Source organism: Marinobacter sp. L-13, from assembly GCF_056857715.1.
This window is the reverse complement of record NZ_JBSXNQ010000013.1, coordinates 1-14,701: the sequence shown is the minus strand read 5'-3', so window position 1 is coordinate 14,701 and position 14,701 is coordinate 1. Positions and strand designations below refer to the sequence as shown.

At 53.7% G+C, this 14,701-nt stretch carries 14 protein-coding genes; 12 read left to right on the top strand and 2 right to left on the bottom strand.

All coding sequences use genetic code 11. The features are described 5' to 3' along the window. Window positions 1–29: 29 nt before the first annotated feature. Window positions 30–1,283, bottom strand: a complete 1,254-nt coding sequence (locus tag AC13DD_RS00530; RefSeq protein WP_011783528.1) for an IS256 family transposase — start codon at window positions 1,281–1,283, stop codon at window positions 30–32. Here AC13DD_RS00530 and AC13DD_RS00525 point away from each other — a divergent pair. From AC13DD_RS00525 to AC13DD_RS00470, 12 genes are read left to right on the top strand one after another with little or no spacing between them, the layout of a single operon-like run. After that, complete coding sequence (locus tag AC13DD_RS00525) at window positions 1,282–1,548, top strand: TIGR03745 family integrating conjugative element membrane protein (protein ID WP_482930690.1); 267 nt, start codon at window positions 1,282–1,284, stop codon at window positions 1,546–1,548. The genes AC13DD_RS00530 and AC13DD_RS00525 overlap by 2 nt on opposite strands. A 14-nt stretch (window positions 1,549–1,562) precedes the next feature. Continuing rightward, window positions 1,563–1,955, top strand: a complete 393-nt coding sequence (locus AC13DD_RS00520) for a TIGR03750 family conjugal transfer protein (protein ID WP_199447792.1) — start codon at window positions 1,563–1,565, stop codon at window positions 1,953–1,955. A gap of 2 nt (window positions 1,956–1,957) precedes the next feature. Then, a complete protein-coding gene (locus AC13DD_RS00515) occupies window positions 1,958–2,623 on the top strand; it encodes a PFL_4703 family integrating conjugative element protein (RefSeq protein ID WP_138435709.1) in 666 nt (221 codons plus the stop codon). Window positions 2,624–2,625: 2 nt separating this feature from the next. Then, window positions 2,626–3,474 (top strand): TIGR03749 family integrating conjugative element protein, encoded by an 849-nt coding sequence (locus tag AC13DD_RS00510; RefSeq protein ID WP_482930689.1) that lies wholly within the window; start codon window positions 2,626–2,628, stop codon window positions 3,472–3,474. An 11-nt stretch (window positions 3,475–3,485) separates the two neighbouring features. After that, complete coding sequence (locus AC13DD_RS00505) at window positions 3,486–4,970, top strand: TIGR03752 family integrating conjugative element protein (protein ID WP_482930688.1); 1,485 nt, start codon at window positions 3,486–3,488, stop codon at window positions 4,968–4,970. After that, on the top strand, window positions 4,930–5,343 hold the full coding sequence (locus tag AC13DD_RS00500) for a TIGR03751 family conjugal transfer lipoprotein (protein ID WP_072678434.1): 414 nt from the start codon (window positions 4,930–4,932) through the stop codon (window positions 5,341–5,343). The genes AC13DD_RS00505 and AC13DD_RS00500 overlap by 41 nt, the downstream gene beginning before the upstream one ends. Window positions 5,344–5,347: 4 nt before the next feature. Continuing rightward, on the top strand, window positions 5,348–8,476 hold the full coding sequence (locus tag AC13DD_RS00495; RefSeq protein ID WP_482930687.1) for a conjugative transfer ATPase: 3,129 nt from the start codon (window positions 5,348–5,350) through the stop codon (window positions 8,474–8,476). Continuing rightward, the gene (locus AC13DD_RS00490) at window positions 8,473–8,937 is read left to right on the top strand and encodes a DUF1525 domain-containing protein (RefSeq protein WP_482930686.1); all 465 of its coding nucleotides are present in this window, start codon (window positions 8,473–8,475) and stop codon (window positions 8,935–8,937) included. The genes AC13DD_RS00495 and AC13DD_RS00490 overlap by 4 nt, the downstream gene beginning before the upstream one ends. Continuing rightward, window positions 8,934–10,088, top strand: a complete 1,155-nt coding sequence (locus AC13DD_RS00485; protein ID WP_127334576.1) for a TIGR03756 family integrating conjugative element protein — start codon at window positions 8,934–8,936, stop codon at window positions 10,086–10,088. Before AC13DD_RS00490 ends, AC13DD_RS00485 begins: the two co-directional genes overlap by 4 nt. Before the next feature lie 41 nt (window positions 10,089–10,129). Then, window positions 10,130–11,485 carry an integrating conjugative element protein gene (locus AC13DD_RS00480; protein WP_072678438.1) on the top strand — a complete coding sequence of 452 codons (1,356 nt, stop codon included), beginning with the start codon at window positions 10,130–10,132 and terminating at the stop codon, window positions 11,483–11,485. Continuing rightward, window positions 11,486–11,845 carry a hypothetical protein gene (locus AC13DD_RS00475; protein ID WP_127334578.1) on the top strand — a complete coding sequence of 120 codons (360 nt, stop codon included), beginning with the start codon at window positions 11,486–11,488 and terminating at the stop codon, window positions 11,843–11,845. Between the two features lie 5 nt (window positions 11,846–11,850). Continuing rightward, on the top strand, window positions 11,851–13,485 hold the full coding sequence (locus AC13DD_RS00470; RefSeq protein ID WP_482930685.1) for a conjugal transfer protein TraG N-terminal domain-containing protein: 1,635 nt from the start codon (window positions 11,851–11,853) through the stop codon (window positions 13,483–13,485). Window positions 13,486–13,728: 243 nt separating this feature from the next. Here the strand turns inward: AC13DD_RS00470 and AC13DD_RS00465 are convergent, their stop codons facing one another. Continuing rightward, window positions 13,729–14,172 (bottom strand): hypothetical protein, encoded by a 444-nt coding sequence (locus AC13DD_RS00465; protein WP_482930684.1) that lies wholly within the window; start codon window positions 14,170–14,172, stop codon window positions 13,729–13,731. Between the last annotated feature and the right edge of the window lie 529 nt (window positions 14,173–14,701).

The following is a 14,701-nucleotide window of genomic DNA, read 5'->3' as shown; positions in this document are numbered from 1 at the left end:
GAGTTATTGTCAAATCTGGTGTATGAGCATCAGGCGGCGTCTCTGCCGGATTGATCATCCACCCGTTCTCCATCCCGAAACTGAACGTTATTCACGACCAGCTTCAGTTGGTTAAACCCCTTGATCCGCTTCCAGCGTTTCTGGGCGGATTGGAGCAATTTAAATACCATCGATAACGTAGTGTCGCGGTTGCCACAGGACCGGCTTCGCTTGGTCCTCAGCCTGACTGTGGCGAAGGTGGACTCAATGGGATTCGTGGTCCTCAAGTGAATCCAGTGCGCTGCCGGGAAATCGTAAAAGGCCAGCAGTTCATCCCGGTCTTTTTCGAGGTTTTCCATGGCCTTCGGGTACTTGTCCCGGAATCGCCTTAACGTGCTGTCAAAGGCTTTGTGAGCGCCATCACGGGTCTCCGCCAGATAGATCTCATGCAGGTCTGACTTCACCTTCGGCTGTACGGACTTGGGCAGCTTGTCCAGCACGTTGGCAGTCTTGTGAACCCAGCACCTCTGGTGCCGGGTATCCGGAAACACCTTGCTCAGCGCTTTCCAGAAGCCCAAAGCCCCGTCGCCTACGGCCAGCTTGGGCGCATTGTCCAGGCCACGTTCACGCAAGCCGGTGAGCAGCTCTCGCCAGCTGGCTTCGGACTCGCGGTGGCCATCTTCCACCGCGACCAGCTCCTTGTGGCCATGCTCTGTGACCCCGATAATCACCAGCAGGCAAAGTCGATCATCCAGACGAACATTGCTGTAGACACCGTCTGCCCACCAGTAGACGTAGCGCTTCTGGCCCAGGTCACGGCGACGCCAATCCTCGTGCTCCTTCAGCCACCGTGCCTTGAGCCGTGACACCGTGTTGGCGGACAGGCCCTTGGCCTGCTCGCCGACCAAGGCACTCAGGGCCTCCTGGAAATTGCCAGAGGAGACACCGCGCAGGTAGAGCCAGGGGATGAGTTCATCCAGACTCTGGGCCCGCTTCAAATACGGTGGCAGGAGCTGACTGTTGAAGCGAATGCCGGAGCCGCTGCGGTCCCGGACCTTGGGCACCTGAACGTCAACATCTCCAACGCCTGTCTGAATGGTTCGCTTTGGTAAATGACCGTTTCGGACTACCGCCTTGCGACCATCGGGTGTCAATACATCGGCATACTGATCCAGTAGCCCCTGAAGCTCAGACTCGACAGCCCGCGCAATCAGGTCACGGGCACCCTGTCGGATCAGATCGTGCAAGGGATCGTTCGTGGTCGCCTCTGGTTGTGAAAGAGCATGCAGGTTAGACTTGGACATGGCGTATCCATCCTCTGTTGGTTGTGATCTTGGTGGTGATCAACCAACAGGATACGCCATCCTTTCAGCCTGCTTCCATACACCAGAAATCACCATAACTCCCATCGCGTTTCTGGCCGTCGCTCGGAACATGATTTCGACCTACAACGAAATTGGGGACGGCAAGAAAACCTGGGGCGATATGGGGATGCACGGTGGTATGGGCGTTCTGCTGCTCGTCTTTGTTGTCTTCCTGCTTACCGAAGCCTCAACCGTTATCTTCTGATGAATCAACCAGGAATGAAGGGTCGAGAAATCGACTTCATCCCCGACCGGCTCATTGAAGAGCCGGTTGTTTTCCGGGGGCTAACGGATACGGAAGTCGTTGTTCTCATCAGCGTTGGCCTAGTTTTTTGGATTCCTGTCTCAGTTCTGGTGCTACTGCCGTTCGGGTGGGGGTTGTTTGGCGTTGGGATCGGAGTGGGTATGGCCATCGCCAGTTTGCTGGTCATAGGGAAATACCTTCAGGAGCTGAAGCGCCGCAGACCTGACGGTTTGCATATTGTCTATCTGAAGAAACTTGCCCAGAAAAAATTCAGTTTCATCAATTTCAACTACATCGAGACGTCCCAAGGCTGGGATATACGGCGCGAGAAGCCCGTTGTTCGAATTCACATGGAGACGGAGGAGTGACAATGGGGCGTACAAAAAAAGCTCTCGATGGTCGCGATTCGCACATTCTGACCCTACGAATACTGCTCGGACTTTTAAGTGTCGCACTGATTCTTACGATCATGGGATGGAGGGATGCACCCGAGCACATCAAAGTGGATATACCGCCCGATCTTCGTTCTGGCTCTACCCGTGGAATCGACGAACGGCATCCATTCAATATTTATGCGTTTGGCTACTACATCTGGCAACAGATGAACAATTGGCCAGTCGAAGGTACCGATAACTATAAACAACAGATCGAGCGCCTGAGCTGCTACATCACTCCACGATTTAAGGGTGAACTGGAGCGGGATTATCAGCAGCGCCTTCTAAACCACGAGCTCACCCGTTCTCGCGCACTTCAGGAAATGCCGGATCGCCCGTACACGGCCAAACGAGTCTATGTGGAATCTGGAGACAGTTGGGTGGCGTTCTACGACGTCAACGTAAAAGAGACGTTCCGTTCCGAGATCGTCAAAGACATTTTTGTTCGATACCCCCTTCGAGTCGTGCGCTGGGATGTGGATCCCGAGTGCAATCTGTGGGGCCTGGCGCTTGACGGTTTTTATAAAAAACCGAGGCGACTGGAAGGCAGCAGCCGGGAGCAGGATGACGTTCAGAACACCTCTTCGGAAATCGGTGAATAAACATGCGGAAATTCATTATCACATCAGTCGCCTTCCTGTGTGTCGCCACATCAAGTTGGGCGGAACAGATTATTCATTATGACAATCTGCCGGTGACCATTGAGCTGCATAATGGCGAGGAACGATCCATTCAGTTCGGTTCCCATGTTCAGGTTGGCATCACCAAAGGACAGCAGGTTAAGAAACTCTTCCGGGCCCAGTCCGCGCAGGGGGCCGTTCATTTCCTCCCTTACGAAGCATTTGATAAACAGCGCGTTCAAATCCGACTCATGGACGACGGTAAAGTGATCCTTCTCGATCTCATCGCAACCGACAAAGCAGATGGAGAAAAATCACTTGAGGACGTCCGGATCGTGCTGGCATCGGACAATGTGGTTTCTTCGGACGACGCTGCCGCATCTATGCCTGAAAAGGTTGAGCTGATTACGCCCATTGACCTGACTCGCTACGCGGCGCAAAGGCTCTACGGCCCCACCCGACTGCACCACGATCAAGCCGGGATTTCGGAAACGCCGCTTGCGGTCAAAGGCGCGGTACGAATTTTCAAAGGCCCGGCCCGTTACAAAACCCTTTCAAAGCCTGTTGTGGCCTACCAGGGCGGCGGGTATTACCTTGCTGCCCTGTACATCCGGAATGTTTCTGACGAAACGGTTCAACTGGATTATCTGGACCTCAACCTGCCGTTTTCACATGCCACGTTACAGCACCACAGTCTTGAGCCACAGGGAACGCCCGGCGATAGCACGGTGTTGTACCTGATCTCTGAGCGGTCCCTCAAAGAGACACTCTATCCCTGGACTTACTACCAGGACCTGAAGCGTGAAACCCAAGCGTCTGTAGCGGACAGCTAAAGGAGAGCCTGATGAAAGCCAACATTGTTGTCAAAGCACTGGCCGTCGTCGTGGTTGCGGTTCTCTTCGTCATCATCATGAAAGGCGGCCGTTCCAATGACTCTCAGGCCCAATCTGATCCCGGCTCGATCGAGACTTCGGGTCTCTCAGCTATTGAGAGCGGTCCCGGCCAGATCGATAACGGTCTTGGGATAGATCCCCTGGAAGCGGATTACCTTCAGGAAGAGTTCGGCGTAGACGTTGATACTCCCGTTGAAACGATGCGGACGTTGACCAATGAGACACGTGCGGTTCGCGAGGACAGTATCAAGCTGCAGGAGGAAAACGAACGCCTGAAGGCGAGGATCGACAGTCTCCTGAAGATGGAGGAGAGCCTCAATAAGCGGATTGCCAATCGATTCGAGAACGCCGAGCGAGATGCAGCGGTGCAGAAGCGACAGCTTGAAAACACTCAGGATCGCACGCGAGGCCTGATTGCTCAATTGGAAAGCCGGCTGGAGGAACTTCAGGGCTCGAACGAAAAAAGCCAGACCACGGCCAACGGCTACGACATTAACTCAGCCGGAATCCCTACGGGCCTTGGTTATGACGACAGCGGCTCGCCCGTCGACTTTGATCAAGTGATTTGGACAAATCCTCTGGAAGCCGAGGTAGACCCCCGGGACCCATCAAAGATTTCGCTGCCTGATTTTGATCTGGGCGCCAGCAGTGTTTCCTCGGTCACCGGCCTGGAGATGCCACAACAAAAGCAAAAGTCTAAAGAAGAGCGGCTGGTGAAAGCGTACACCATTCCCGATAACGCTACGTTACTCGGTTCAGTCTCGATGACAGCCCTGTTGGGGCGCATTCCAATCGGGGGGCAGGTGGTTGACCCGTATCCGTTCAAGCTGATCGTTGGACCTGAGAACCTGTCTTCAAATGGCATCAAAATTCCCGGTCTTACTGGCATCAAGATGTCCGGGATTGCCAAGGGTGATTGGACTCTGAGCTGTGTCAGCGGACAGATCGACTCGATGACGTTCACGTTCCAGGACGGAACAATAGTGAGCTATCCCGAGCCAGGCGAAAAGGCTATAGATGCCATTGCGTGGTTTTCGGACAAATACGGTATTCCTTGCGTGACAGGCCAGCGGATTACAAACGCGCCAAGTTATCTCGCTCAGAAAGTTCTCCTGACGGGGGCCAGTTCTTATTCCAAAGCCAAAGCGGACTCCGAATTTACCACCTCAACCAATGCCCTTGGTGGACAGACCAAAGGCCTGACTGGCGATCCCATGGTGGTCGCAAAGAACGATGCCATTTCCAGTAGCCTCGATGAGGTGACGGACTGGCTTGATGCCCGCCAAAGCAATTCGTTTGACGCCATTTACGTTGAGCCAGGAACGGAGCTGGTGATTCACATCTCGGAACAACTGGCCATTGATTACGATCCCGAAGGTAGAAAGGTAAACCACTATGCGAATGTCAATCGCCGCTCTGAGTATTTCCTTGATTAGCGTTGCGCTGACTGGTTGCGCGAGTAAGGACAACTTTATTCCTCAGCCCAGTCAGGACATGAAAGCCGTTTATGCAAATCACATGAGCGGCGTTGGTGATGGACAGTTGCTGGATACCCGCGCTCTGGTTCGCCGTCCAATGGTCGAGGGAGACGTTCGGCTCAGCGATTACGTGCGTTCCGAAAAAAATCAGCTGCAGAAACGATTCAAACTGCTTCCCAATCCGACGATGTACATGTTTGTCGCTCCGCACTTGGCCACCAGTGACCAGGTCCCTATACCCGGTTATTTGACCGAGTTCCGTATGTGGGAGAAAGACCACTACGCGATGCCGGGCGAGCTCAGTGATATGCGGAACGAATTCGGAGAGTAACGATATGGATTTCGCCAAGGCACTTAAAGATGTTTTCTCCCCCTCAGGGAATGCCCGCCAGAGAGAGGGAAGGGCTGAATCTCCCGCGCAAGTTGAACATAAATCGAAAGCCAAACCGCTTAGCACGCTGGAGGCCAAGCGCATGTACGGGCGGCCTTCGTCGTTCGTTCAGAAGTTGCCTTGGTACGAATTCCAGACCGACTCGAAAACCGTCCTGCTCGATGACGGTAAGAGCGTAGGCGCTGTCTTTGACATCATGCCGATCGCGACTGAGGGCCGATCCTACAACTGGCTCCAGAACCGGCGGGACATGATTCAGGATGCGTTGCAGGACTGTTTTGAGGAGCTGACCAGCGGTCCCTGGATTATACAGCAGTACACCTACGACGATGACGACATGGAGTCCTACATCGCAGCGTTGAGGGCGTATCCCAAGCATTACTGTCAAGGCTCAGAGTTCACCCAGGACTGGCTCGAAAAGATGGAAGCCCACCTGCGAGGGATTTGTAAAGAAGGTGGCCTGTTCGAGGACAAAGAAGTTCTGGATGCCCCCTGGAGTGGGAAAATTCGCCGCATCAAAATGGTGGTCTATCGCAGACTGCCGGCAAAGTGGAAATCGTACGCGGGGATGACACCAGAAGAAGAACTGAACGATACGATTGAAAAGCTTGAAGCCTCTTTCCGCGATGCGGGCATCACGTTGGTGCGTAATGACGGCAAAACCTATTATGAGTGGCTGCTCAAATGGTTCAATCCGCGCCCGGAGCTGACCGGTGGCAACCGCCGGAAATTTGTTGAATTAGCCAGTTATCCCGGAGAAGAGGCGTTGCCTTACGGCGATGACTTTGCGGAATCCCTGTTTTTCAGCATGCCCAGGTCGGATGCCGATTCGCAAACCTGGTGGTTTGATGGCTTGCCCCATCGGTGCATTCGTGTTCATAAGATCCGTCGAACACCGAAAATCGGCCAGATCGCAGGGGAGGTCAGCGCGGTAACGCCGGACGGTCTCACCACCGGTAAAGCGTCCTGCATGATGGATAAAATGCCGCCGGGCACAGTCATGGCGACGACCATCATCATCACGCCTCAGGATGAAGTTCAGAACCATATCAACAGGATCCAGGATAAATCCAAGGGCGAGTCAGTTGATGCGACGATGGCCCGGGGTGACTGTGAGACCGCCAAGGCTTTAATGGGCAACAAGCACAAGCTCTATCGGGCGATGATGTGCGTCTATATTCGCGGTGAGAATCTTCGCGATCTTCGCAAGAAGTCCAACGCAGTAAGTACGATCCTTCTGACCAACCAGCTATCACCGGTGCGAGAGGAAGACGAATCTCTTGGACTCGATGCCTATGTTTACAACCTGCCCATGGTTTATGAGCCCGGCATGGACGCTAACTTTAAAGCCACGCGTCCGGTTTGGTCTCAGCACCTGGCAAATCTCTCTTCCGTTTTTGGTCGCCACAGAGGCACAGGCAATCCGGGACAAACCCAGTACAACCGGGGTGGGGAGCCGGTATCCTTCGATCCTTTCAATGGGGCAGACCGAAAGAAAAACGCTCATGGGCTGATCCTGGGCCCAACCGGTGCGGGCAAATCCGCGCACATCACGAACATGGCAGGCCAGATCATGGCCTTGCTTCGGCCACGGCTTTTCATTGTCGAGGCGGGTAACTCCTTCGGGCTTTTGGGTGACTATTTCGCCAGCAAAGGCCTGTCTGTAAACAAAGTTCAGCTCAAGCCTGGCTCGGGGGTATGCCTGCCTCCGTTCGTGGACGCTGACAAACTTCTCCAGACCAATAAAGAGGATCTTCTAGGGTCTCGGATCGTCAGCGATAGCTCATTAGTCGGCGAGGAGGACCTGGCGGCTCATATTCCGGAAAAGATCCGAAGCGATGGTGTGATGAAATCGTTTCACGAGCTGAACGAAGCCGAGCAGAAGCAGGTGCGGGCCAAAGCGGCAATGGATGTTCTGGCAGAGATGATGATGGCCGAGGACACAGCCGCCGATGACGATGGTGATGACCAGCGCGACATCATGGGTGAGATGGAAATTATCGCCACGCTCATGATCACCGGAGGAGAAGAAGAAGAGGCGAAAAAGCTGTCCCGCGCAGACCGCCGAATGATCAGGGATGCCATTTTCAATGGTGCCCGAAAAGCAGAGCAAGCCGGTCGGAGAACCATGACCTCAGATGTGGCTGACGGCTTTCGGATGATCAACGAAGACAAGGACTATCCGGAGCACCGGAGAATGCGGGCCTTCGAGATGGGCGAATCCCTTCGGATGTTCTGTGATGGGTTCGAGGGTGAGGTTTTTAATACAGACGGTGAAGCCTGGCCCGATACCGATGTGACCATCGTGGATCTCGCGACGTTTGCCCGGGAAGGCTACAACGCCCAGCTGGCCATTGCCTACACATCGATCATGATGCGAATCAACAACCTTGCCGAGAAACACCAGCACGACGAACGGCCCATCGTCATGCTCACCGATGAAGGCCACATCATAACAACCAACCCTTTGCTGGCGCCGTTTGTCGTCAAAGTCGTGAAAATGTGGCGAAAGCTGGGTGCCTGGTGGTGGGTGGCGACTCAAAATATGGCCGACTTTCCGAGTTCTGCGAAAAAGATGCTCAACATGATTGAGTGGTGGATTTGTCTGGTGATGCCACAGGACGAGATTGAGGATATCGCCCGCTTCAAGAACCTGACAGACGAGCAGAAGCAACTGATGCTGTCGGCCCGCAAAGAACCCAAGAAGTACACGGAAGGGGTCGTTCTGTCGGAAAACATGGAGGCTTTGTTCCGAAACGTGCCTCCGTCGTTGTACCTGAGTCTTGCAGGTACAGAGAAAGATGAGAAAACGGAACGTGCCCGATACATGAAACAGTTCGGAATCACTGAGGTAGAGGCCGCTGAATACGTCGGGAAAATGATCGACTACTACCGGGGTATTGCGGAAAAGCCGGCGGATCCCGTTCCGAACCGCAAAAGAAAAACCGCGGCAGAGGCAACGCTTGAGCGGCTGGAGAAAATACACGCTGATCAGGGCCAGGACGCGGTTGCCAAGGAAGTATTGGAAACGCTGCGTGCTGATGTGGCCGCTGAGAAGGAGACAGCCTTGTGAGAAAAACCACGGTTGCCTTGTTACTTCTGGTCAGCCTGATCACGGGAAATGCCCAGGCGCTGGAGCCCATCCACAGTCTTCGGATATTTCAGACCCAGGAAACGTTTGTGCTGGATGACGTTTCATTGCCTCCCGGGCTACCGGTCGAGGTTTATGAGCTGGATGCGAGCCAACGAGCGACAGAGGAGCTTAACCGGCAGGTTCGATCCCGCTTGCAAGAGGGTCTCAATCTCCAGACCTACGAAGATGCCCACCGGCGCGCCTTCAGCGACTTGTTGAACAGTCCTGATTGGGGGGGCGTCTATCAGCAAATTGAAGTGGGTAGCCGGGCGATCGAAGCCGCAGTTAGGTTACAGATCAAAAAAATACCTGCAGTGGTGTTTAACGACCAAAAAGTTGTCTACGGCCAGCGCTCGCTCAAGGCCGCTCTGGAGGTTTACAACAAGGAGGGTAGGCGGTGAACCCGTGTCTGAAATTACTTGCTTCAGTCTGGTTGTTGCTGGCGTCCGGATGGGCCGTTGGATACCCGTCAGATTGGACCAACTATAACCCGTCCTCCACGGACGCTGTTCGGGACACTACGATTGGCAGCACTCAACAGCTGCTTGAACAGCGCGGCACGGTTGAGTGCATCGCTTGCCACGGCGAAACCAACGACCAGTATAGCGGGGTCATCAATACGATCGATATTACGCAGCAGACAATGGCCGCGGCCATGTCCTGTATGGACTGGGAGTTACGGGGCGCCTGTGTTTGGATGAGCTGTGTGGTTCCGCCGATCTGTACTTTTACCACCAGCATCAAGGTCAAAAACTTTGTCCCCGATCTGGTGGTTCAGAGTTATGACAGGGCAAATGGTGAGCCCTGGACAGAAAGCCAGGACATCAATCAAGTCAGCCAGGGAACGTCGGATAGCAGCTGGGTGACGACGATGATTTCCTGGGTCGAGAATTACAATGTCACTGAGGTCCGAGGCGGACAATCGAACGAAGCGGTCAAAAATGACCACGTTAACCTGGACTTTAAACTCGTCGACGCCTACGGAAACCCCGCGTTGGTTGCCTACAATGCGATGGCGACCGGCCTGTTTGGTATGGTCTGCTCTGGCCGGTCGTTTCCCTTTTTTCCGTATTACATTTCAAACCTGGACTCCATTGCCTGGCGCTGGAATCTGCCAGAACTCTTCTACCCGCAGTCCTGGGCTGTTGGCGTGCCTGCCTACAATCTCGGCACGATGACGAATAACTACGGCTCGATCTTCCCGAGAATGGGGTTTCTGACACAGGCCGATGGGTTGAAGAGTGCGGTTCTGACGTCCTTCCGGGCGATGCATTTCATTACGCGTACGTTTGAACCTCACCTGTATTTCTCAATTGGCCAGCCCAGTGAAGATGGCTACTGGCCCGCCGGCCCCTTGGATCAGAACGACAAGGACACGGGTGTGTTTCAGATGCTTTATCCGGACAACGAGAGCTCCTGCGCCCAGTTCCCCATGTCCGCAATGCCTGGCCCTAGTAAGCGCAGCTCGGATGGTTCGTACGTTTGGAACTTCTGGAAAGCCTACAAGTGCTGCCAGCGGGTTGGACAGACCCTCGTTTGGCACAGTGGTTGATGACCGCCACCCGGTAAGCTGTTTACGACAAGGATAGGTGTATGAAAAACCCAAAAGAACGTTTGGTTTGCTTTGCGCTGGCAGTGTCACTGGTGGCACCAGCGTTTGCGCTGGATACCAGCTCACCGCGATTGAAAAATGCGTTTGATTACCGAATCGGAGGCGGAATGCTGTCCGGGCCCCCAACGGCCGTTCATACCGTTCCGGTGCTCAGTTTCGGCTCAGGCTGGGATCTCGGTATGGAGTGCGGAAAGTTTGATCCGAAGATTACGGTGTCAAATCAGTTGAACGGCATCACCGATGGCTTCAAGAACATGATGAACAACATCATCCAGTCGGCCACCGGAGCGGTAGCATCCTTACCCGCGTTGGCAATCCAGCGAGCGGACCCGGCACTGTATGACCTTCTTCAGCAGGGCATTTTGCAGGGAAAAATGGACTTTGAGTGGGCCGAGACCTCCTGTCAGGAAATGGCGTCGGTCATGATGGGCGACCAGGGCTTTCCGTTTGAGAAATTCAAAGTGAATGCCCAGGTTTCCGAGTGGGCTTACCAAATTGGGGCTAAAGGTGGTGATGCTAAAGCCACCAAGGATGAAGTTGATAGGCTGGAAGCGGGTAACGAAGGGGCGGAGTGGATCTGCGGCGTCAAGAAAGGGGGCGTAGCAATGCCGCCCATCAATGCGCTGCGAGATGTCGTGATTGTCGGGTACAACGTGCTGTTCGATCAGAGTAACCCCTGCACCACGGCCAGTATTCCTCCGGCTGCCGGTCAGGGGACACCGCTCTGGGAGTACTGGAGTGGTCCGGTCGCCGCCGCCACATGGGCCATGGAAGTGGTGGGTGACACCGAAATCCGAACGTGTGAGACCTGTAAAAAACTGGAAACCACGCCGGGTAAAGGTCTGACCTACAAGCACCGGGATATGTCGGACAGTATCTACAACGACCTGGAAGACCTCGTGAACGGAGTGACGCCAATGACCTGGCAGAACCTGAACAGAGTGTCTGCACCACCGGGGGTGTTGATTGACGACACGGTGATTGCGGCGATCCGAAAGCGACCGCTGGATAGCCAGCCAACCATGATTCGGAAGTTAGCCGGTGAAATTGCTTACACCCGCCTGGTCGAGCAGGGCAGGTTACTGACACAAATGCTTCGTTCGGGTGTTAAAGAGCCCAATGTGTCCAATCTGCAGTCGGCCAAAGCTGTGGTCAATGATGCAATTGATCATCTGCAGGTTGAACTCGACCAACTCGATAATGAAATCAAAACCCGTCAGGCCATTGCGAAACTGACCATTCAACGCATCGTTGGTGCTGAAGAGCGTGAAATCCAGAATACACGGGCGCCTTCGAGGGCAAAGCCAACCGGCCTGAACTCGCTGGGGCAGCCTTGAATGAACAGGACACGGAAGTTCTTACTGATAAGTGTCGGCGGTTTGATCGCTTTAATGCTGGTTGGCATGGTTATTTCCGTCTTTACCGAAACCTCGGCTGAAGAGTTATCCACGCTGAACCTGATTTCTGAATGGAAATGGTATCGGATGGCCATGTACGCAGCTTTAGTGGGCTGCTGGCCTTTCATTTCCCGTTGGGCAACTCGCGCAGGGCAAGGTGCAAACGGCTCCGAGTCAGAGGATATCCTGGAGAAACGCCACGCGGACTATCTGCACATGTGCTCGCAGTGGTGGAAGATTGTTTTGTTGCTGATCTTCATTGAACTGGTTTTGATTCAACAATTGGGTCTGGGGGGCTGACAGGGATGGTTGCCAATACGCTGCTGGAAATTTACACCCTGATGTTCGGGTGGAACATGTATGAGGCGATCTGGGACGTGCTGGTCGGTTCCGGACTGGCGTTGGTCCCGTTCATCGTCGCCATCATCTCTAACTTCAAGGATAACTACTCGACGGGCGAAGCCGCTCAAACCATCAGAAGCATGGAAACCACATTGCTGGGAATGATCCTGGTTCTGATGTTGTGTGTGCTGCCTTATAAAGGTTTCTCAACACAGTTGTCGACGGTGCGCTATGAACTCGGCGTACCGGACTGCAACGCCCCGTCCAATATCTCCGGGACGGGCAACAACGTGTCTCCGGCCTACAACTCCACGTTCAGTGACCTTTCCGGCTGGCAGGTTCACAAGCCGGTGGCCTGGAGCTTTGTGGAGTTCCTGTCGACAGCGATCACGCACACTACCATCAAGAGCATGACGTGCGTGAATAACTACGAATACATGTTGATGCGGGTTGCAAACGTCAGCATCCAATCCGAACGGCTTCGGGAAGAGGTACAGCAATTCAACGAGGTGTGTTACCAGAAGGCCATAGCGCGTTTCCGGGAAAATCCACCGACGCCGGAGCTGCCGGCCAACGTGACACCCTGGGCGAACATTGATTGGATGGGGAGCCACATCCTGCTGGGCTACCTGGACGAATACTACGAACATCCCTCGGCTTACATGCACCGGATGGAGGATAAAGGCTTTACTCGACAAACTGTGATGCGCCAAAGCGATCAGGTCAATGAATTCGGTGCTAACCCCTCCTGTAAAGAAGTCTGGCTGGGTGAAGAAAGTCTTGGGGGGGGCGTTAATGCGAGCCTGGGGCTAAGACATAAACTTCTCAATGACATACCTATGGATGAAGCCGGCGATATTCTTGGTGACTGGAAAACGTGGGGCTTCAACGTCTTCACCACGACCAATGTGACCGAAGAGCTTAAAGAAGACATGATCCTGAAGCTGGTGCTGCAGAATAACGCTGCGAACCTGAAGTCCAGCACAGACGTCGATATGAGCAATAATTTCGAGGCTGAACAGTCACGGTGGCGTTCGGTTCTCGACAAGATCTTCGATATCGCCAATGTCGGTACCTCTGCAAACGAGTTTCTGCAGGCAAACTCCATTCGCCAGATGTTCAAGATTGCGGGTCCGATGATCTTGGTGATGCTGCAGATGGTGATTATCCTGGCGGCCCCTTTTGTCATGCTGTTTGGTAACTACGGTCTTGTTTCATTTTTCGGGCTGGCCCTGACCTATTTCAGCCTTGAGTTCATCAATGCGATCTGGGCAGCTGCCTACTGGTTTGATAACCGAATCCTCGATATGTATGGCTCCCAGGCGGGATGGTTTGATGAAGCAACCAATTCGTTGCTGATTTCCACCGTTGCTACGTCATCGATCCTGCTACTACCGATGGTCTGGTTGTCCGTCATGGCCTACGCAGGGGCAGGCATGTTAAGAGGAATATCTGGTGGTGGCGTTGCTGGTGGCACGGCGGCAGGTGCAACGGGCTTCTCTCGCGGAGTCGGTGGAGCAGCTGCTGGAGGTATGGCTGCTGCACGGGGTGCGGGTAGGGTGGCCGGTAAAATGGGAGGCCGGAGCGGCCGACCGTAAATTGGTTAAAGGAGCTGCTGAATAGTGGCTCCCGTCCTTACAAGTGGAAGAAGGGGGGTCATGACCAGCGTCCTGACCTACCTGGAACCGTACCTCTGTGTATTCGTCTTTGGACTGCGAGACTCAAGACTCAAGACATCCATGTGTTAACAGACCTCGGTTAGAAACCGGGCTAAATCGGTTATCAAACTCAAAAAACAAGGGAATAACGATTAATAAGGCATGGATGCCACTGATCACGGTTTATCGGTCAAAGGGACCCGGTGCCTGCTTTTCATAATACCTGGCGGGATCGCTCTCCCAAATTGCATCTAAATTCGGTTCAACCATGTCGGCCATTCCAGAGTGGCGGCGGTTAGCTCTCGTTTCCGCTGTAATGAGCCCAAAAATAGCGCCAATAATCAAGGCGGCACAGTACAACACGGCTCGGAGTATCCACCTGAGAATTCGGTAACCAGCGAACTCTCCATACTTCTCGCCCATATGATTGACCAACGAAACTACACCGTGCCTCTTTCCGTAGAGGCACAAACCTGTACCCAACATCAGAAATATCGGAGCAAATAAAGACTGGCTGACCAGCGAAAGCACCAGAGCTGTCGATCCTACACACAGGCCAATCCTGAACAGCCAATAGTCTCCTTTAGTCGCTGCCTTGAGTTGTACTTTTGAACTTGGTTTGATCATAAATTAACCATCCCTGTAACTCCTTGCTGTAACGACGATTTCCGTATTTTTTTGCCAACTTATCCATCGATTTCTGTGGATAACTCGCGATCACAGCTCAAACCACTTGGTCATGCCACCATATTGTGGCCGGAGATTGACACCATGAAATGGCCGAAGGGGTCGCAAAGCGAACACTCAGATCGACCACAAAGCGGACCGTTTCATGGGCCGCGTGACCCCGTTTCCTCCCCCTCCGATTCATTGAAGACTTGACGCCATTGGAATGTCTGGCGAAACGCCAACGGATGGAAAACTCTAATCAGCAGTGCAACTAAAACAGGGATGTTTACATGGATTTGCAGGACCTGCGGTTAAAATTGGCAGGCAACGATTTTGGTATTGAACCGTTCTCGCTGAGTTATTGTCAAATCTGGTGTATGAGCATCAGGCGGCGTCTCTGCCGGATTGATCATCCACCCGTTCTCCATCCCGAAACTGAACGTTATTCACGACCAGCTTCAGTTGGTTAAACCCCTTGATCCGCTTC